This window comes from Zobellia barbeyronii, from assembly GCF_018603515.1.
Taxonomy (GTDB): domain Bacteria; phylum Bacteroidota; class Bacteroidia; order Flavobacteriales; family Flavobacteriaceae; genus Zobellia; species Zobellia barbeyronii.
This window is the reverse complement of record NZ_JACATN010000003.1, coordinates 596,017-616,670: the sequence shown is the minus strand read 5'-3', so window position 1 is coordinate 616,670 and position 20,654 is coordinate 596,017. Positions and strand designations below refer to the sequence as shown.

Below are 20,654 nucleotides of genomic sequence, written 5' to 3'. Positions count from 1 at the left end.
TCAACTTTGTTAACTTCGTAGTATGTCCTTGGAACCCTTTATATCATATTTGGCTTTAGAGAAGAACTATTCTGTTCATACGGTAACGGCATATAAAAGAGATTTAGAGACGTTTAGTGATTTCTGCTATAATAATTACGACTATAAAAATATTGATGCTGTAGCGTACGGTATTGTGAGAAGTTGGATTATTAGTTTGGTAGATTCCGGTGTTTCTAATCGATCTATAAACAGAAAGATGGCTTCACTAAAAGCGTACTATAGATTTCTTCAAAACATAGGGTCAATAGATATAAACCCATTAGCTAAGCATAAGGCTCTTAAAACAGCAAAGAAAATTGAAGTTCCTTTTTCGGAAATTGAAATGCAAGAGGTTCTTTCTCAAATAGATTTTACAGATGATTTTGAAGGAGTTAGGGATCGGTTGATTATAGAGCTTTTTTACACAACTGGTATGCGTAGGGCGGAGCTTATTAATTTGAAGATGTCAAATCTGGATTTTTCACAACAGCTCATAAAGGTCTTAGGGAAGCGAAACAAAGAACGCGTTCTACCATTATTGCCTTCTACTATAAAACTTTTAGATGTCTATTTAAGAGAAAGGGATGCGCTTGAACTAATAGCTGATGATGCATATGTTTTTTTGTTGAAGTCGGGCAATAAATTATATGAAAATCTTGTTTATCGGTTAATAAATAAGTATTTTAGTAAGGTGTCGTCTAAGGTCAAGAAGAGTCCTCATATCCTAAGGCATACTTTTGCTACCCATCTGCTGAATAAAGGAGCAGATATGAATTCTGTAAAAGAGTTGTTGGGTCATGCAAGTTTGGCATCTACACAGGTATATACTCACAATAGTATTGCCGAGCTAAAAAAGGTACACGCCAAGGCTCATCCTAGGAGTAAGGAGTAATTGGGTAATTTTATATTGTTTAATTTAAAAACTACAACCTATGAAAGTAAATGCGCAATCAGTTAATTTCAACGCAGATCAGACGCTTATCGATTTTTTGCAAACCAGACTTGATAAGCTTGAAACCTTCTACGATAAGGTAATTAGCGCAGATGTTTATATGAAGGTGGAGAACACCAGTTCAAAGGAAAATAAGATAGTAGAAATCAAATTGAATATTCCGGGTGATAAATTCATGATAAAAAAACAATGTAAGAAATTTGAGGAGGCAGTAGATTCGGCATGTAACTCCTTGGAAAGAAAGCTAATAAAGCATAAAGAGAAATCTCGCGTTCAAGCTTGATGATTTTTTTTTCATTTTTTGTTTTGAATATACAAAAAAACGTATACATTTGCAGTCCGTTAGAAATAGCGGACTTTTTTATGCCGGAAACAGCGTAGAAAGGCCGATGTAGCTCAGCTGGCTAGAGCAGCTGATTTGTAATCAGCAGGTCGTGGGTTCGAGTCCCTCCATCGGCTCTTAAGTTCTTTTAAAAAATTGGTTTGGGGAGATACTCAAGCGGCCAACGAGGGCAGACTGTAAATCTGCTGACTACGTCTTCGCAGGTTCGAATCCTGCTCTCCCCACTTTTTTTTAGCAGCCCGATTTTTTTTGGGTTTTGAAATATTGGATTATTAAAATTTGCGGGAGTAGCTCAGTTGGTAGAGCGTCAGCCTTCCAAGCTGAATGTCGCCGGTTCGAACCCGGTCTCCCGCTCTAATAAGCCAAGGTAATGTTTTGTAGTCTTAAATCTACAGGCATTAGTCTTGAACCTTGAACCTAATAAGCCGACGTAGCTCAGGGGTAGAGCGTTTCCTTGGTAAGGAAGAGGTCACGGGTTCAATTCCCGTCGTTGGCTCAACAAAGGCATTATTTGTACACTAATATATAACTAAGATTAAAATTCATTAAAAATGGCAAAGGAAACTTTTGATCGTTCCAAACCGCACTTAAATATAGGTACTATTGGACACGTGGATCACGGTAAAACTACATTAACTGCTGCTATTACTACGGTTTTGGCAAATGCAGGTCTTTCTGAATTGAGAAGTTTCGAGTCTATCGATAACGCTCCTGAAGAAAAAGAAAGAGGTATTACTATTAACACTTCACACGTAGAGTATTCTACAGCTAACCGTCATTACGCTCACGTTGACTGTCCTGGTCACGCGGATTACGTAAAGAACATGGTTACTGGTGCTGCTCAGATGGATGGTGCTATTTTAGTTGTTGCAGCTACAGATGGTCCAATGCCACAAACTCGTGAGCATATCCTTTTAGGACGTCAGGTGGGTATTCCTAGAATGGTTGTATTCATGAATAAAGTGGATATGGTTGATGATGAGGAATTAATTGAACTAGTTGAAATGGAAGTAAGAGAATTACTTTCTTTCTACGAGTATGATGGTGATAATGGTCCTGTAATTGCTGGTTCTGCATTAGGTGCATTGAACGGTGAGCAAAAATGGGTTGACACGGTAATGGAATTGATGGAAGCTGTTGATAGCTGGATCGAACTTCCAAAAAGAGATGTTGAAAAAGATTTCTTGATGCCTGTTGAAGATGTATTTACAATTACTGGACGTGGTACTGTTGCAACTGGTCGTATTGAGACTGGTGTTGCTAATACAGGTGACCCTGTTGAGATTATCGGTATGGGAGCTGAGAAATTAACTTCTACTGTTACTGGTGTTGAGATGTTTCGTAAAATTTTGGATAGAGGTGAAGCTGGTGATAACGTAGGTATCTTGTTAAGAGGTATTGAGAAAGCTCAGATTAGTAGAGGTATGGTAATTTGTAAGCCAGGTTCTGTTAAGCCACACGCTAAATTCGAAGCTGAAGTTTATGTTCTTAAGAAAGAAGAAGGTGGTCGTCACACACCATTCCATAATAACTATCGTCCACAGTTTTATGTAAGAACTACGGATGTAACTGGTAACATCGCACTTCCTGCAGGAGTTGAGATGGTAATGCCTGGTGATAACCTTACTATTACAGTTGAGTTGATTCAGCCAATTGCTTTAAGTTTAGGTCTTCGTTTTGCTATCCGTGAAGGTGGTAGAACAGTTGGTGCCGGTCAGGTTACTAAGATTATAGATTAATTTATTATATAGGAATAATGTAATTAAGGGTGTTCTGCTTTTGTAGGACACCTTTAAATGCAATTATAAACGGGTGTAGCTCAGTTGGTAGAGCACTGGTCTCCAAAACCAGGTGTCGGGAGTTCGAGTCTCTCCTCCCGTGCGAATTATAAGTAAGAATCATTATGTTAACGTATATAAAAGAATCTTTAGAAGAGCTTCGTAACAATGTTACTTTGCCTCCAAGAGCCGAATCATCTAACCTTATGGTAGTGGTTGCGGTATTTTCTATTTTGTTCGCTTTGGCGACTTGGGGTGTGGACAGTACATTCAGCAAATTGGTTCGATTGTATTTCGATAACATCTTAAACTAGTCAGTTGCTATGTCAGAAGTATTGGAAAAGAAATGGTATGTAGTGAGAGCTGTCAGTGGGCAAGAGAATAAAATCAAAGGCTATATTGAGAGTGAAGTAGAACGCCATGGTTTTTCTGACTATTTGGAAGATATCCTTGTACCTACGGAAAAGGTGATTCAAATCCGTAACGGAAAAAAGGTTAATAAAGAAAGAGTTTATTTTCCTGGTTATATAATGATCAAAGCTAACCTTGGTGGTGAGATGATTCACATTGTGCGTTCAATTACGAACGTAATTGGTTTTTTAGGTGAGACAAAAGGAGGTGATCCTGTTCCATTGAGAAAAGCTGAAGTGAATAGAATGCTAGGTAAGGTAGATGAATTAGCTGTTAATACAGATACAGTAGCTATACCTTTCACTCACGGTGAAACGGTAAAAGTTATTGATGGTCCGTTTAATGGATTTAACGGTACTGTTGAGAAAATCAACGAAGAGAAGCGTAAGCTAGAGGTAATGGTTAAGATTTTTGGAAGAAAAACACCATTAGAGCTAAGTTATATGCAAGTAGAGAAAGTATAAGTTAAGTGTTACATATTTAAAGTTGTGTTGCTTCCAAAATAATACAGCTGAAATTTAATTTTAAACAATGGCAAAAGAAATAGGTAAAGTAGTTAAACTACAAGTTAGGGGAGGTGCAGCGAATCCGTCGCCACCGGTTGGACCCGCCTTAGGTGCTGCTGGTGTTAACATAATGGAGTTCTGTAAGCAGTTTAATGCTCGTACGCAGGACAAACAGGGTAAAGTATTACCAGTTGTTATCACAGTATATAAAGATAAGTCATTTGACTTTCTTGTAAAAACACCACCGGCGGCAATTCAGCTATTGGAAGCGGCTAAGATTAAAAAAGGATCAGGCGAACCTAATCGTGTAAAATCTGGTAATGTTACTTGGGATCAAGTTAAAACAATTGCCGAGGACAAAATGGTAGACCTTAATGCGTTTACGGTAGAATCTGCAATGAGCATGATAGCCGGAACAGCAAGGTCTATGGGTCTTAAAGTTGCAGGTAAGCGACCTTTCTAAAATCTTAAAAGCAATTTGAAATGGCAAAATTAACTAAGAAACAAAAAGACGCCCACGCTAAAATAGATAAAGACAAACTTTATTCTGTAGCTGAAGGTGCTGCTTTGGTAAAAGAGATTACCAATACAAAATTTGATGCATCTGTAGATTTGGCAGTGCGTTTGGGTGTAGATCCAAGAAAAGCAAACCAAATGATTCGTGGGGTGGTTACACTTCCTCATGGTACTGGTAAAGATGTTAAGGTTTTGGCCTTGGTAACACCAGACAAAGAGGCAGAGGCTACGGAAGCCGGCGCTGACTTTGTTGGATTGGATGAGTATTTGGAAAAAATAAAAGGCGGTTGGACAGATGTTGATGTTATCATCACTATGCCAAGCGTAATGGGTAAACTAGGTCCTTTAGGACGAGTTTTAGGGCCAAGAGGTCTTATGCCTAATCCAAAGACAGGAACAGTTACTATGGATGTCGCTAAGGCGATAGCAGAAGTAAAGGCTGGTAAAATAGACTTTAAAGTAGATAAAACAGGTATCGTTCATGCTGCTGTAGGGAAAGCTTCTTTCTCTGCGGATAAATTGGAAGAAAATGCTAGAGAGTTATTAGATACTTTAGTGAAAATGAAACCTGCTGCTGCTAAGGGTGTTTATATGAAAAGTATTTTCATGTCAAGTACCATGAGCCCAAGTGTTCAGTTAGATCCAAAGACAGTTTAATCGAACTGGGTAGTTCAAAATTTACAGTATGACAAGAGAAGAAAAAGCAAACGTAATACAGGATTTGACTTCACAGTTAGGTGATAATGCAACTATTTATTTAGCTGACATATCGGGCTTGAATGCAACGCAGACCTCAGATTTGAGAAGAGCTTGTTTTAAGGCAGACGTTAAACTAGCAGTAGTCAAAAATACATTGCTTGCAAAAGCAATGGAAGCTTCCGAAAGAGAATTCGGTGAACTTCCCGGAGTGCTTAAGGGCAATACTTCGTTGATGTTCTCAGAAGTAGGTAATGTTCCAGCAAAAATTATTAAGGCTTTTAGAAAGAAGTCTGATAAACCTTTGTTGAAAGGAGCCTTCGTAGAAGAAGCGGTATATATTGGTGATGAGAATTTGGATGCACTTGTAAGCATTAAGTCTAAAGAAGAAATGATCGGTGAGGTTATTGGATTGTTACAATCCCCAGCCAAAAACGTTATTTCTGGACTTAAATCTGGTGGTGGTAAACTAGCAGGTATCCTTAAGACATTATCAGAAAGATAAGAACGCACTAGTAAACTAAGTATATTTTAAAAATTTATTAAACGATAGTAAAATGGCAGATTTGAAAGATTTCGCAGAACAATTGGTTAACTTAACCGTAAAAGAGGTAAATGAGTTAGCTAATATATTAAAAGATGAATACGGTATAGAGCCTGCAGCTGCTGCAGTTGCTGTTGCTGCTGGTGGTGGAGACGCTGCTGAAGCTGCTGATGAGCAAACAGAATTTGACGTAATCTTAAAAGCAGCAGGTAGTTCTAAACTAGCTGTAGTTAAATTGGTTAAAGAATTGACTGGTCTCGGATTGAAAGATGCTAAAGATATCGTTGATAGCGCGCCTAAAGCTGTAAAAGAAGGTGTTACTAAAGACGAAGCTGAAGGAATCAAAAAATCTTTGGAAGAAGCAGGAGCGGAAGTTGAGCTTAAATAGTATCAGCAACCATAACAATTTGGTTTAGGTCTTTCCTCGCTTCGGCGGAGCTAGACCTAAGCCTTTTTATACAAGTAAGACCCACGTATATGATGAGATATACGACCCGAATTTAGTATTCACGTTCAAAATACTGTCCATAGATGTTCACACAACAGACTGAGAGAATAAATTTTGCATCCGCTAAGAACACACCGGCTTATCCGGATTTCTTGGACATTCAGATAAAATCGTTTCAAGACTTTTTTCAGCTAGAAACGAAATCTGATGAAAGAGGCAATGAAGGCTTGTACAATACCTTCATGGAAAACTTCCCTATTACGGACACCAGAAACCAGTTCGTACTTGAATTTTTAGATTACTTCATAGATCCGCCAAGATATTCTATCCAAGAATGTATTGAGCGTGGTCTTACCTATAGTGTTCCGTTAAAAGCACGATTAAAATTATACTGTACCGATCCTGAGCACGAAGATTTCGAAACTATCGTGCAAGATGTGTATTTGGGTACTATTCCTTATATGACACCTAGTGGTACATTTGTTATCAACGGAGCGGAAAGGGTTGTAGTTTCTCAGTTACACCGTTCACCAGGTGTTTTCTTCGGTCAGTCATTTCATGCGAACGGAACTAAATTATATTCTGCCAGAGTAATACCTTTTAAAGGTTCTTGGATAGAATTTGCAACAGATATAAACGGGGTAATGTATGCGTACATTGATCGTAAAAAGAAGTTGCCTGTAACTACTCTTTTTAGAGCTATTGGTTTTGAAAGAGATAAAGATATTCTTGAAATTTTTGACCTTTCTGAAGAGGTTAAAGTTTCAAATGCAGGTCTTAAAAAAGTATTGGGACGTAAATTGGCGGCTAGGGTTTTGAACACTTGGCATGAAGATTTCGTTGATGAAGATACTGGCGAGGTTGTTTCTATTGAAAGAAACGAAATCGTTATAGATCGTGATACTGTTTTGGAAAAAGAACATATCACAGAAATTATAGATGCTGATGTTAAAACCATTCTTCTCCACAAAGAGAGCAATGCGCAATCAGATTACTCTATAATTCATAATACATTACAGAAGGATCCAACAAACTCTGAAAAAGAAGCTGTTGAACACATTTATCGTCAATTACGTAACGCTGAGCCGCCTGATGAGGAGACTGCACGTGGTATTATTGATAAATTATTCTTCTCTGATCAACGTTATAACTTAGGTGAAGTTGGACGTTACAGAATGAACAAAAAATTACAGTTGGATATCGGAATGGACAAGCAAGTCTTGACTAAAGAAGATATTATAACTATTATTAAATATTTGATCGAACTTATCAACTCTAAAGCAGAGATTGATGATATTGATCACCTTTCTAATCGTCGTGTTCGTACTGTTGGTGAGCAGTTGTCATCTCAGTTCGGTGTAGGTCTTGCTCGTATGGCAAGAACTATTCGTGAGCGTATGAACGTTCGTGATAACGAAGTGTTTACCCCAATAGATTTAATTAACGCAAAGACATTGTCTTCTGTGATTAATTCTTTCTTTGGTACTAACCAGTTGTCTCAGTTTATGGATCAAACAAATCCATTAGCAGAGATTACGCACAAACGTAGATTATCTGCTCTAGGGCCAGGTGGTCTTTCTAGAGAGCGTGCTGGGTTTGAGGTTCGTGATGTTCACTACACACACTACGGTAGACTTTGTCCTATTGAAACACCTGAAGGTCCAAACATTGGTTTGATATCTTCATTGGCAGTATTTTCTAAAGTAAACCCAATGGGCTTCTTGGAAACTCCATATCGTAAGGTGGATAATGCTAAGGTAAATACGAAGGAATTCGTTTACTTAAGTGCAGAGGAAGAAGAAGGAATGAAAATCGCGCAGGCAAATATTCCATTGAAGGAAGATGGTACAATTGATGCGGATAAGGTTATTGCTAGAGAAGAAGGAGATTTCCCGGTAGTAGATCCGATAGAAATTAACTATACAGATGTAGCTCCTAACCAGATTGCATCTATATCTGCATCACTTATTCCTTTCTTGGAACATGATGATGCCAACCGTGCGTTGATGGGATCTAACATGATGCGCCAAGCGGTGCCATTGTTAAGACCACAAGCGCCAATTGTTGGTACAGGTCTTGAGCGTCAGGTTGCTTCAGATTCTAGAGTATTGATAAATGCGGAAGGAGATGGAACTATAGAGTATGTAGATGCTAAGATGATTACGATTAAGTATGATCGTACTGATGCTGAGCGTTTAATTAGTTTTGAAGAAGATTCAAAATCATACAACTTGGTTAAGTTTAGAAAAACTAACCAGGGTACTAGTATTAACTTGAAGCCAATTGTAAGAAGAGGTGATAAAGTTAAAAAAGGTCAGGTTCTTTGTGAAGGATATGCAACTGAAAAAGGTGAATTAGCACTAGGTCGTAACCTTACCGTGGCTTTTATGCCTTGGAAAGGATATAACTTTGAGGATGCAATCGTAATTTCTGAAAAAGTAGTTCGTGAAGATATCTTTACTTCTATTCACGTAGATGAGTATTCTTTAGAGGTTAGAGATACTAAATTAGGTGCAGAAGAATTAACTCACGATATTCCTAACGTTTCTGAGGAAGCTACTAAGGATTTGGATGAAAACGGTATGATTCGTATCGGTGCCGAGGTTAAGCCTGGTGATATCTTAATTGGTAAGATTACTCCAAAAGGAGAGTCTGATCCAACTCCTGAAGAGAAATTGCTTAGAGCAATCTTTGGTGATAAAGCAGGTGATGTAAAAGATGCATCTTTAAAAGCATCTCCATCATTACATGGTGTTGTTATTGAGAAGAAATTGTTTTCTCGTTCGGTAAAAGATAAGCGTAAGCGTTCTGAAGATAAAGAAGAACTTAACAAGTTAGAGTTAGAGTACGAAGTGAAATTCCAAGAGTTGAAAGACGTCTTGATAGAGAAACTTTTTACTTTAATCAATGGTAAGACATCTCAAGGTGTATTAAACGATTTAGGTGAAGAAGTATTGCCAAAAGGCAAGAAGTATACACTTAAAATGTTAAACTCTGTAGATGATTTTGCTCACTTGGTAGGTGGTAGTTGGACAATGGATAAGGATACAAACATATCTGTTGCCGATTTACTTCACAACTATAAGATAAAATTGAACGATCTTCAAGGAAACTTGAGAAGAGACAAGTTTACAATTTCTGTTGGTGATGAATTACCAGCTGGAATTATGAAATTGGCTAAAGTTTATGTTGCCAAAAAGCGTAAGCTTAAAGTAGGTGATAAAATGGCAGGTCGTCACGGTAACAAAGGTATTGTATCTCGTATCGTTCGTCAAGAGGATATGCCTTTCTTGGCAGATGGAACTCCAGTAGATATCGTATTGAATCCATTGGGTGTACCTTCTCGTATGAACATTGGTCAGATTTACGAAACCGTATTAGGTTGGGCAGGTTTGAAGCTAGGAAAGAAATTTGGTACGCCAATTTTTGATGGTGCCACTTTAGATCAAATAAATGAATATACAGATGAAGCTGGTATTCCAAGATTTGGTCATACTTACCTTCATGATGGTGGAACAGGTAAGCGTTTTGATCAACCAGCAACAGTTGGTGTGATTTATATGCTAAAACTTGGTCACATGGTAGATGATAAAATGCACGCACGTTCTATAGGACCATACTCTTTAATTACACAACAACCATTAGGTGGTAAAGCACAATTTGGTGGTCAGCGTTTTGGAGAGATGGAAGTTTGGGCTCTTGAGGCATACGGTGCTTCGGCAACTTTACGTGAAATATTGACCGTTAAGTCGGATGATGTTATTGGTAGAGCTAAAACCTATGAGTCAATAGTTAAGGGCGAAACCATGCCAGAACCCGGTTTACCGGAATCTTTCAATGTATTGATGCACGAACTTAAAGGTTTGGGCTTAGATATCCGTTTGGAAGAATAGAATCGATTGCAGCGATTGAAGAACACACATTTTAATTAGTATCACCATTAGATTATGGCTAGAATAAAAGATAATAATCCAATAAAAAGGTTTGATAAGATTTCTATCGGATTGTCCTCACCAGAAGCAATTTTGGCGGAGTCAAGAGGAGAGGTTCTTAAGCCTGAAACTATCAACTACAGAACGCACAAGCCGGAGCGAGACGGTCTTTTTTGCGAGCGTATTTTTGGTCCTGTTAAGGATTACGAATGTGCTTGTGGTAAATATAAGAGAATTCGTTACCGTGGTATTGTTTGTGACCGTTGTGGTGTTGAGGTTACGGAGAAGAAAGTACGTAGAGATAGAGTAGGGCACATCAACTTGGTGGTTCCTGTAGCTCATATCTGGTACTTCCGTTCGTTGCCAAATAAAATAGGTTACCTTTTGGGATTACCTTCCAAGAAATTGGATATGATTATTTACTACGAACGTTATGTAGTAATTCAACCGGGTATAGCTAAAGGCGCTGAAGGTGAAGAAATCAATAAAATGGATTTCTTGACAGAAGAGGAGTACTTGACTATTTTAGAGTCTATTCCTGTTGAAAACCAGTATTTAGATGACACGGATCCTAATAAGTTTATCGCTAAAATGGGTGCGGAATGTCTTATAGATCTTTTAGCTCGTATTGACTTAAAAGAATTATCGTACCAGTTACGTCATAAGGCAAATACAGAGACTTCCAAGCAAAGAAAAACTGAGGCTTTAAAAAGACTTCAAGTTGTTGAGGCGCTTCGTGAATCTCAAGAAAATAGAGACAACAGACCTGAGTGGATGATCATGAAGGTAATTCCGGTGATTCCACCAGAATTACGTCCATTGGTGCCGCTAGATGGTGGTCGTTTCGCAACTTCGGATTTAAATGATCTTTACAGAAGGGTTATTATTCGTAACAACCGTTTAAAAAGGTTAGTTGAGATTAAAGCTCCTGAGGTAATTCTTAGAAACGAGAAACGTATGCTTCAAGAAGCAGTAGATTCTCTTTTTGATAACACAAGAAAAGCTTCAGCTGTAAAAACTGAATCTAACAGACCTTTAAAGTCTCTTTCAGATTCATTAAAAGGTAAGCAAGGACGTTTCCGTCAAAACTTATTGGGTAAACGTGTTGATTATTCTGCACGTTCGGTAATTGTTGTTGGACCTGAAATGAGATTGTTTGAATGTGGTCTTCCTAAAGATATGGCTGCTGAGCTTTACAAGCCTTTCGTTATCAGAAAACTGATAGAAAGAGGTATCGTAAAAACAGTTAAATCTGCTAAGAAGATTATAGATAAAAAAGAACCTGTTGTTTGGGATATTCTTGAAAACGTATTGAAAGGACACCCTGTAATGTTGAACAGGGCCCCTACATTGCACCGTTTAGGTATTCAAGCATTCCAGCCAAAACTTATTGAAGGAAAGGCTATTCGTCTTCACCCATTGGTATGTACGGCATTTAACGCGGATTTTGATGGTGACCAAATGGCGGTTCACCTTCCTTTAGGACCAGAAGCAATTCTAGAGTGTCAATTATTAATGTTGGCTTCTCATAATATTTTGAACCCTGCAAATGGTTCGCCTATTACTGTACCATCTCAGGATATGGTATTGGGTCTGTATTATATGACCAAAGAGAGAAAATCAACTCCAGAAGTGCCTATTCAAGGTGAAGGTTTAACTTTCTATTCTTACGAAGAGGTAGAGATTGCCTTTAATGAAGGAATGGTTAACTTAAATGCTGGGATAAAAGTAAGAGCAAAAGACTTCAATGAAGAAGGTGAGTTGGTAAATAAAATTATACCTACTACGGTTGGTAGAGTTTTGTTTAACATGGAAGTTCCAGAAGCTGCAGGATACATTAATGATGTATTAAACAAGAAATCTTTACGAGATATTATCGGAGGAATCTTAGCAGTTACTGATGTTCCTACTACAGCAGATTTCTTAGATAAGATTAAGACTATGGGATATGATTTCGCCTTCAAAGGTGGTCTATCTTTTAGTTTAGGTGATATTATTATACCGCAGGAAAAGCATGAAATGATTGCTGAAGCTAACGTACAAGTTGATGGAATTAAGGCCAACTATAATATGGGTCTTATTACCAACAACGAACGTTACAATCAGGTAATTGATGTTTGGACTTCTACGAACGCGCAATTGACCGAATTGGCAATGAAGCGTATTCGTGAGGATCAACAAGGTTTCAACTCTGTGTATATGATGCTTGATTCTGGTGCAAGGGGTTCTAAAGAACAAATTCGTCAGTTAACAGGTATGCGTGGTTTGATGGCCAAGCCTAAAAAATCTACTGCCGGTGGTGGTGAAATTATTGAAAACCCAATTTTATCTAACTTTAAGGAAGGTCTTTCAATTCTTGAATACTTTATTTCTACTCACGGTGCTCGTAAAGGTCTTGCGGATACTGCTCTTAAAACGGCAGATGCAGGTTACTTAACACGTCGTTTGGTAGATGTTTCGCAAGATGTTATTGTTAATATTACAGATTGCGAAACTTTAAGAGGTGTTGAAGTTTCTGCCTTGAAAAAGAATGAAGAGGTTGTTGAGTCTCTTGGAGCACGTATATTAGGTAGAGTTTCTTTACATGATGTATACAATCCATTAACTCAAGAACAGTTACTTTCTGCTGGTCAGGAAATAATGGAGATTGATGCTAAGAGAATTGAAGAGTCTCCTGTTGAAAAAGTTGAAGTACGTTCAGCATTAACATGTGAAGCTCCTAAAGGAATTTGTGCTCAATGTTACGGTCGTAACCTTTCTACCAATAAAATGGTTCAAAGAGGTGAAGCTGTAGGTGTTGTAGCAGCTCAGTCAATTGGTGAGCCAGGAACACAGCTTACATTGCGTACTTTCCACGTGGGTGGTATTGCAGGTAACATTTCTGAAGATAACAAGTTGATCGCTAAATTTGGTGGTGTAGCTGAAATCGAAGATTTGAGAACTGTTTTAGGAGAAGACAACGAAGGTAAACCAGCTGTAATTGTTATTTCTAGAACGTCTGAAATTAAGGTTGTAGATAAGAAAACAGGTATTACTTTAAGTACTAATAATATACCTTATGGTTCTCAATTGTTTGTTGAGAACGGAGCAACAATAGCTAAGGATGATATTGTTTGTTCTTGGGATCCATATAACGGTGTAATTGTATCTGAGTTTCCAGGTAAGATTGCTTACGAGAATATTGATCAAGGTGTTACTTATCAAGTTGAAATTGATGAGCAAACCGGTTTCCAAGAAAAAGTTATCTCGGAATCTCGTAACAAGAAGTTGATACCAACTCTTTTAATTCAAGATAGTAAAGGTGAAACGTTACGTTCGTATAACCTTCCTGTTGGATCACACATCATGGTAGATGATGGTGATAAGATTAAAGAAGGTAAAATTCTTGTGAAAATACCTCGTAAATCTGCTAAAGCAGGTGATATTACGGGTGGTCTTCCAAGAGTAACTGAACTTTTTGAAGCACGTAACCCTTCTAATCCAGCAGTTGTTTCTGAGATAGATGGTGTTGTTTCTTTTGGAAAAATCAAAAGAGGTAACCGTGAAATCATTATAGAATCTAAATTAGGTGAAGTCAAGAAATACTTGGTGAAACTTTCTAATCAGATTTTGGTTCAAGAAAACGATTACGTTCGTGCAGGTATGCCATTGTCAGATGGTTCTATTACTCCTGAGGATATTCTTAAGATTAAAGGCCCATCTGCTGTTCAGCAGTACTTGGTTAACGAAGTACAAGAAGTATATCGTTTACAGGGTGTGAAGATAAATGACAAGCATTTTGAGGTTGTTGTTAGACAGATGATGCGTAAAGTACGTATTCAAGATCCAGGTAATACAATCTTCTTAGAGAATCAATTGATTCACAAAGATGATTTCATTAAAGAAAACGATGAGATTTTCGGCAAGAAAGTTGTTGTTGAAGCTGGTGATTCTGAAAACCTTAAAGCAGGTATGATTATTACGGCTCGTGAATTAAGAGATGAAAATTCTGTTTTGAAACGTACTGATAAGAATCTAGTAACTGCAGAGGATGCAGTTGCAGCTACTGCTACGCCTATATTGCAAGGTATAACACGTGCGTCTTTACAGACTAAATCGTTTATATCTGCAGCATCTTTCCAAGAAACGACTAAAGTATTGAATGAAGCTGCGGTAAGCGGTAAAATAGATACATTAGAAGGCTTGAAAGAGAATGTTATTGTTGGACATAAAATTCCAGCAGGTACGGGTATGCGCGATTATGAGAACATCATTGTAGGCTCTAAAGAAGAGTATGATGAAATCATGGCACGCAAGGAAGCCTTGAAATTTTAAACTCAAATAATTCAAACCCTCAATAGTTTCTATTGAGGGTTTATTTTTTTTACATATGAGCGAAAAAGAACAAAAACAGAACCAGATTAATATTGAGCTTGATGAAAAGACGGCGGAAGGTATTTATTCAAATCTGGCGATTATCAATCATTCTGTATCAGAATTTGTAGTCGATTTTATTAGTATGATGCCAGGCGCTCCAAAAGCGAAGGTTAAGAGTAGAATAGTTCTTACACCGCAGCATGCCAAAAAGTTTTTAAAGGCTTTGAACGACAATGTAAAGCGTTTTGAGGCGGCACATGGTACCATTAAGGATTATGAGCAACCTCCAATACCTATGAATTTTGGGCCAACAGGAGAGGCTTAAGTATATAAACTAAAAAATGCCCTTTGTTCCTACAAAGGGCATTTTTTAGTTTATATATTGTTTTAATCGAACTCAGAAACAAAATGTAGTTTTACGCTAGGGTATTTTTGTTGCGTCATCTGCAACGAGAATTGGGAGTCTGCTAGAAAAACCAATTGGTTTCTCTTGTCTTTAGCTAAAAATTTCTGCTTTACTCTTTTAAATTCTTTGAATTCATCGTTCTTTGGGTCTGATGGTTCTACCCAACAGGCTTTAAACACAGGGAAGTTTTCATACGTACATTTGGCTCCATATTCATGCTCAAGACGATACTGAATAACTTCAAACTGTAGAGCTCCCACTGTTCCTATTACTTTTCTTCCGTTTAGTTCAAGAGTGAATAACTGCGCTACACCTTCGTCCATCAACTGGTCAATACCTTTGTAAAGTTGCTTGGATTTCATTGGGTCGGCATTGTTAATGTACCTAAAGTGCTCAGGGGAGAAACTGGGTATGCCTTTATAGTGGAGTTCCTCTCCTTCAGTAAGTGTATCACCAATTTTAAAATTACCGGTATCATGAAGACCTACAATATCTCCTGGATAGGATATATCTACAATTTCCTTTTTCTCGGCAAAAAACGCGTTTGGACTTGAAAACTTCAGCTTTTTTCCATTTCTAACATGTAAGTATGGTTTGTTTCGTTCAAAAGTACCTGATACGATTTTTATAAATGCTAGTCGGTCACGGTGTTTCGGGTCCATATTCGCATGTATTTTGAATACAAAACCGGACATTTCCTTTTCATTCGCATCAACTAGTCTTTCCTCAGCCTTTTTAGGGCGTGGAGAAGGAGCAATCTCAATAAAGCAGTCCAGTAGTTCGCGAACTCCAAAATTGTTTAAGGCAGAGCCAAAGAATACTGGCTGTTGCGTGCCTTGTAAATATTTTTCCTTGTCAAAGTCAGGATATACACCCTTAACCAACTCTATATTTTCACGTAGTTCTTCTGCAGCTTTGTTACCAATAATTTTTTCAAGTTCTGGGCTCTCAATGGAATCAAAAGCAATAGTTTCTTCAATATTTTTCTTGCTGTCGCCACTAAAAAGATTGATGTTCTTTTCGTAAATATTATAAATCCCCTTAAAATCATATCCCATACCAATAGGAAAACTTAAAGGGGTGACAGATAGTCCAAGTTTTTGTTCCAAATCATCAAGAAGATCAAAAGCATCACGGCCTTCCCTATCTAATTTGTTTATGAAAACAATGATAGGTATGTTCCGCATTCGGCATACTTGTACCAATTTTTCGGTTTGCTCTTCTACACCTTTAGCAACATCAACAACCACAATTACACTATCTACAGCGGTAAGTGTTCTAAATGTATCTTCGGCAAAATCTTTGTGCCCTGGCGTATCAAGAATATTTATTTTCTTATCCTTATATATAAACGCAAGTACAGATGTAGCAACAGAAATACCACGTTGGCGCTCTATTTCCATAAAGTCACTGGTAGCGGTTTTTTTTATTTTATTGTTTTTTACGGCACCTGCTTCCTGAATAGCTCCGCCAAATAACAGAAGTTTTTCCGTTAAAGTGGTCTTACCTGCATCTGGGTGCGATATTATTCCGAAAGTTCTACGCCGTTGAATCTCATCTTTAAAACTCATGAAGAAAATTTGTGCAAAAATACGTTAAATTATAGTTTATCTAGAACAGAAGATAGGTTAATAACAAAGTACTAAAATGGATAAGTATTTTAACTAATTACCCCTTTAATAGCAGATTGCAGTGTATCGATAAACTACACATAAATTCGATTTAATGAATTAAGGGAATGATATTTGGTTGTTTTCGTCGATGTGCTAATTCGATAACCTGGTTTAATTCCTGCCCTTTACCGAATATTTAGGTTTTTAAAGGGTAAATCATAATTTCTAGAATCAAAAGAATTTGGTTAACGAAATATTAAATATATCTTGCATCCATATTGAAGCTCCCCAACTTCTTACTTTATATGTTTTAAACCTACAGGCCATGGTGATTAGTTTAATAAAAACTAAACATTTATGGAAAACTTTACTCTATTGAATTTTAAGAACGGTGCTTTTAAGACCGTTACGTATACCTTCGCTCTAGCCGTTTTTGGCTTGAGTTCTTCTTTTGCTACTACTGGGAATGTGGAAAAACCTGAAGTAGAAAATTCCGAAATAATTGTTGGATCCGAACTGGATATGAATGATTGTATGGAACTGAATGGTATAGAAATCACCGCTAAAGATTTTGGTTTTCCTGATAGAGTTACCGATGGTAGCCTTTCTGCTGAAAATGTAGATTTAAGCTCCAAATGGGGTCTTCCTGATGGTAGCGTTTTAGTATCTGTTAAAGGTGCTAGCACCAAGAGTTCAGGTGGGTTTTTTGAAGTAAACCAAGATCTTCCAGCTACTTTTTCTTTTTCAGGTACGGTTCCGGTGAAAATAATTGCAGAACACTCTCTTAGGGTAGATGCCAATCACAGAGATGGAATTATCGCCTTAGATAATGTTATGTATGATTATACAAGTGCATTGCCGAATGGTACCGTTTCAGGTAACGAAGGGAATGACTATTTTGTTGAGAATACAACAAATACTCCTATAAATTCAAAAAGTCGGTTTACCTGGGAATCTCAAGGTTTTGTTAATGAAATTCAATTTTACACCTCTTCTAGTTTTCCTATTAATGGAATTCATTTGACCATTATTCCGGTTCAATGTCCTGACACCGATACTGATGGTGACGGAGTGCCGGATACTACAGATTTAGATGATGATAATGATGGTATATTAGATGCTGTTGAAGATCCAAATACAGATGGTGATAATGATCCTATGACCAATCCTTTGGATACGGATAATGATGGTATTCCTAATCACTTGGATATTGATTCTGATGATGACGGTATTCCAGATAACGTAGAGGCTCAGACTACAGATGGCTATATAGCACCTAATCAAGATGATGAAGCAACAAGTATTGCTAATGATGGTCTTAATACTGCTTACCCTGACGGATTGACTCCTGTTAATACAGATGGAACCGATACACAAGATTATATAGATATTGATAGTGATAATGATACAGTACCTGATAACAATGAAGGTAACGACTTTAATTCTGATGGTAACCCTGATCAAACTTATACTGGTATAGATACGGATGGTGACGGACTAGATGATGGTTATGAAGGAAGTGATATTAATGATGGTTTTGATGTAAACGATGAAATAAATGATCCAGCAAACGATTTGCCTGATATAGATGGTACCGAAGATGTAAATTATCGTGATTTGGACGATGATGGTGATGGAATTGATACGCCAAATGAAGATGTAGATGAAGATGGTGACCCAACCAATGATGATACAGATGGTGATGGAACTCCAGATTATTTGGATCCAACCAATGATGTTACACCTGATACGGATGGAGACGGCGTGCCAGATGCAACAGATCTTGATGATGATAACGATGGTATTTTAGATACAGTAGAAGACCCTAATATTGATGGTGATAACGATCCACTTACAGATCCTTACGATTTAGATGAAGATGGTGTTCCAAATCATTTAGATATTGATTCTGATGATGATGGTATTCCTGACAATGTAGAGGCTCAGACAACGGATGGTTATATAGCTCCAAATGCAGACGATGAAGCTACAAGTATAGCTAACGACGGGTTGAACTCAGCATATCCTGATGGCTTAACACCAGTTAATACAGATGGTCGTGATGTTGAAGATTATTTGGATGCGGATAGTGATAATGATGATGTGCCTGATAATAATGAAGGTAACGATTTCAATTTTGACGGTTCTCCTGACCAAACTTACTTAGGTACGGATGCCGATGGTGATGGTTTGGACGATGGTTATGAAGGAAGTGATATTAACGATGGTTATGATGTTAACGATGAAATAGATGATCCAGCAAACGATTTACCTGACACAGATGGTACTGAAGATGTAAATTATCGTGATTTAGACGATGACGGCGATGGTATTGATACGCCAAATGAAGATGTAGATGAAGATGGTGACCCAACCAACGATGATACTGATGAAGATGGTACACCAGATTATCTTGATTTTGATGAAGACACTACAAAAGACACGGACGGAGATGGAGTGCCTGATGTAACTGATTTAGATGATGATAACGATGGTATCTTAGATGCTGTAGAAGATCCTAATACAGATGGTGATGATAATCCTTTGACCAACCCGTTGGATACAGATGAGGATGGTATTCCTAATCACTTGGATATTGATGCTGATAATGATGGTATTCCAGACAATGTAGAAGCTCAGACTACTGACGGTTATATTGCTCCAAATGAAGATGATGAAGCTACAACTATAGCTAATGACGGTTTAAATTCTGCATATCCAGATGGTTTAACACCAGTTGATACGGATGAAGATGGTACATCAGATTACATAGACTTGGATAGTGATAATGATACGGTGCCTGATAATAATGAAGGTAACGATTTTGACTTCGATGGTGCTCCTGACCAAACCTACACTGGTGTAGATACAGATGGTGATGGATTGGACGATGGTTATGAAGGAAGTGATGTCTATGATGGTTTTGATGTAAACGATGAGATTGATGATCCTGCAAACGATTTACCGGATACAGATGGTACAGAAGATGTAAACTATCGTGATTTGGACGATGACGGTGATGGTATTGATACGCCAGATGAAGATATAGATCAAGATGGTGACCCTACCAATGACGATAGTAACGGAAATGGTATTCCTAACTACTTAGATCCTACGGATAACATTCCTACAACTGATACCGATGGTGACGGTGTACCGGATATGGTAGATTTAGATGATGATAATGACGGTATATTGGATACGGTTGAAGATCCTAACACAGATGGAGATAATAACCCGTTAACAGACCCATTAGATACAGATGGCGATGGTTTCCCTAATCATTTAGATATTGATGCGGATAACGATGGTATTCCAGATAACGTAGAAGCTCAGACAACTGATGGTTTTATTCTTCCAAATGCGGATGATGAAGCTACTATAAATGAGAATAATGGTGTTAATTCAGCTTATCCAGAAGGCTTTACACCTGTAAATACAGATGGAACAGATGAACCGGATTATTTGGATTTAGATAGTGATAATGACTTGGTGCCTGATAATAACGAAGGAAATGATTTCAATTTTGACGGAGAACCAGATCAGTTACCTACAATAGAGGATACTGATAATGATGGTCTTCTTGATGGATATGAAGGATCTAATGTTAGTGATGGTTTCAATGTTCATGATGAAATTAACGACCCTGCAACAGATTTACCAGATACAGATGGTACAGAAGATGTAAATTACCGAGATTTTGATGATGACGGCGATGGAATTAACACGGCAGATGAAGATGGCAATGGAAACGGAGACCCAACGGATGATGATCGTGATAATGATGGTATTCCTTCATACCTTGATCCAGAAGAGGAAACAGAGATTGTAGTAATGCAAATGGTAACACCTAATGGTGATGGTAAAAATGAATTCTTGTGGATTGAAAATGTAGATAAGGCATTAAACAATAAACTTCAGATTTTCAACAGATGGGGTATAGCCGTGTATGACGGTGAAGATTATAATAATCAAAACAATGTTTTTGATGGTAGATCAAAAGGAAGATCAACTATAGCTGGGCAAGACTATTTACCTGCCGGCGTGTATTTTTATATCTTTGAGTACACCACTGTAAACGACGAGAATATAACTGATAGTGGTTATATTTACATTAGCAAGTAATCTATAA

The 20,654-nt window shown here is 37.7% G+C and carries 14 protein-coding genes and 5 tRNA genes; 18 read left to right on the top strand and 1 reads right to left on the bottom strand.

Going from position 1 to position 20,654, the window contains the following annotated elements:
* Positions 1 to 22: 22 nt before the first annotated feature.
* The 17 genes from HW347_RS11095 to HW347_RS11015 all read left to right on the top strand — a co-directional run bounded on the left by HW347_RS11095 (position 23) and on the right by HW347_RS11015 (position 14,828).
* On the top strand, positions 23 to 913 hold the full coding sequence (locus HW347_RS11095) for a tyrosine-type recombinase/integrase (RefSeq protein WP_214611922.1): 891 nt from the start codon (positions 23 to 25) through the stop codon (positions 911 to 913).
* A 40-nt stretch (positions 914 to 953) separates the two neighbouring features.
* A complete protein-coding gene (gene hpf, locus HW347_RS11090) occupies positions 954 to 1,256 on the top strand; it encodes a ribosome hibernation-promoting factor, HPF/YfiA family (RefSeq protein WP_194534042.1) in 303 nt (100 codons plus the stop codon).
* A 102-nt stretch (positions 1,257 to 1,358) separates the two neighbouring features.
* Positions 1,359 to 1,432, top strand: a tRNA-Thr gene (locus tag HW347_RS11085).
* Between the two features lie 26 nt (positions 1,433 to 1,458).
* Positions 1,459 to 1,540: transfer RNA gene (locus tag HW347_RS11080), tRNA-Tyr, on the top strand.
* A gap of 57 nt (positions 1,541 to 1,597) precedes the next feature.
* Positions 1,598 to 1,670, top strand: a tRNA-Gly gene (locus tag HW347_RS11075).
* Positions 1,671 to 1,740: 70 nt separating this feature from the next.
* Positions 1,741 to 1,812 (top strand) — tRNA-Thr (locus tag HW347_RS11070).
* Positions 1,813 to 1,867: 55 nt separating this feature from the next.
* A complete protein-coding gene (tuf, locus tag HW347_RS11065) occupies positions 1,868 to 3,055 on the top strand; it encodes an elongation factor Tu (protein ID WP_214611921.1) in 1,188 nt (395 codons plus the stop codon).
* Positions 3,056 to 3,124: 69 nt separating this feature from the next.
* A tRNA-Trp gene (locus tag HW347_RS11060) sits at positions 3,125 to 3,197 on the top strand.
* Between the two features lie 22 nt (positions 3,198 to 3,219).
* On the top strand, positions 3,220 to 3,408 hold the full coding sequence (secE, locus tag HW347_RS11055) for a preprotein translocase subunit SecE (protein ID WP_214611920.1): 189 nt from the start codon (positions 3,220 to 3,222) through the stop codon (positions 3,406 to 3,408).
* A 9-nt stretch (positions 3,409 to 3,417) separates the two neighbouring features.
* Positions 3,418 to 3,969 (top strand): transcription termination/antitermination protein NusG, encoded by a 552-nt coding sequence (gene nusG, locus HW347_RS11050; RefSeq protein WP_194534045.1) that lies wholly within the window; start codon positions 3,418 to 3,420, stop codon positions 3,967 to 3,969.
* Between the two features lie 67 nt (positions 3,970 to 4,036).
* Positions 4,037 to 4,474 (top strand): 50S ribosomal protein L11, encoded by a 438-nt coding sequence (rplK, locus tag HW347_RS11045; RefSeq protein WP_155597512.1) that lies wholly within the window; start codon positions 4,037 to 4,039, stop codon positions 4,472 to 4,474.
* Between the two features lie 20 nt (positions 4,475 to 4,494).
* Entirely contained in the window at positions 4,495 to 5,184 is a 690-nt protein-coding gene (gene rplA / locus HW347_RS11040; RefSeq protein WP_155597511.1) for a 50S ribosomal protein L1, read from the top strand.
* 28 nt (positions 5,185 to 5,212) lie between these two features.
* Positions 5,213 to 5,728 carry a 50S ribosomal protein L10 gene (gene rplJ, locus HW347_RS11035; RefSeq protein ID WP_155597510.1) on the top strand — a complete coding sequence of 172 codons (516 nt, stop codon included), beginning with the start codon at positions 5,213 to 5,215 and terminating at the stop codon, positions 5,726 to 5,728.
* A gap of 52 nt (positions 5,729 to 5,780) precedes the next feature.
* Positions 5,781 to 6,155 carry a 50S ribosomal protein L7/L12 gene (gene rplL / locus HW347_RS11030; protein ID WP_155597509.1) on the top strand — a complete coding sequence of 125 codons (375 nt, stop codon included), beginning with the start codon at positions 5,781 to 5,783 and terminating at the stop codon, positions 6,153 to 6,155.
* A 143-nt stretch (positions 6,156 to 6,298) separates the two neighbouring features.
* Positions 6,299 to 10,108 (top strand): DNA-directed RNA polymerase subunit beta, encoded by a 3,810-nt coding sequence (gene rpoB / locus HW347_RS11025; protein WP_214611919.1) that lies wholly within the window; start codon positions 6,299 to 6,301, stop codon positions 10,106 to 10,108.
* 54 nt (positions 10,109 to 10,162) lie between these two features.
* Positions 10,163 to 14,461 (top strand): DNA-directed RNA polymerase subunit beta', encoded by a 4,299-nt coding sequence (rpoC, locus tag HW347_RS11020; protein ID WP_214611918.1) that lies wholly within the window; start codon positions 10,163 to 10,165, stop codon positions 14,459 to 14,461.
* A gap of 55 nt (positions 14,462 to 14,516) precedes the next feature.
* Complete coding sequence (locus HW347_RS11015) at positions 14,517 to 14,828, top strand: DUF3467 domain-containing protein (protein WP_038234848.1); 312 nt, start codon at positions 14,517 to 14,519, stop codon at positions 14,826 to 14,828.
* A gap of 62 nt (positions 14,829 to 14,890) precedes the next feature.
* Here HW347_RS11015 and HW347_RS11010 read toward each other — a convergent pair whose 3' ends face one another.
* On the bottom strand, positions 14,891 to 16,480 hold the full coding sequence (locus HW347_RS11010; protein ID WP_214611917.1) for a peptide chain release factor 3: 1,590 nt from the start codon (positions 16,478 to 16,480) through the stop codon (positions 14,891 to 14,893).
* A gap of 399 nt (positions 16,481 to 16,879) precedes the next feature.
* Here HW347_RS11010 and HW347_RS20655 point away from each other — a divergent pair, with 399 nt between their 5' ends.
* Complete coding sequence (locus HW347_RS20655; protein ID WP_225901898.1) at positions 16,880 to 20,647, top strand: T9SS type B sorting domain-containing protein; 3,768 nt, start codon at positions 16,880 to 16,882, stop codon at positions 20,645 to 20,647.
* Positions 20,648 to 20,654: the final 7 nt, after the last annotated feature.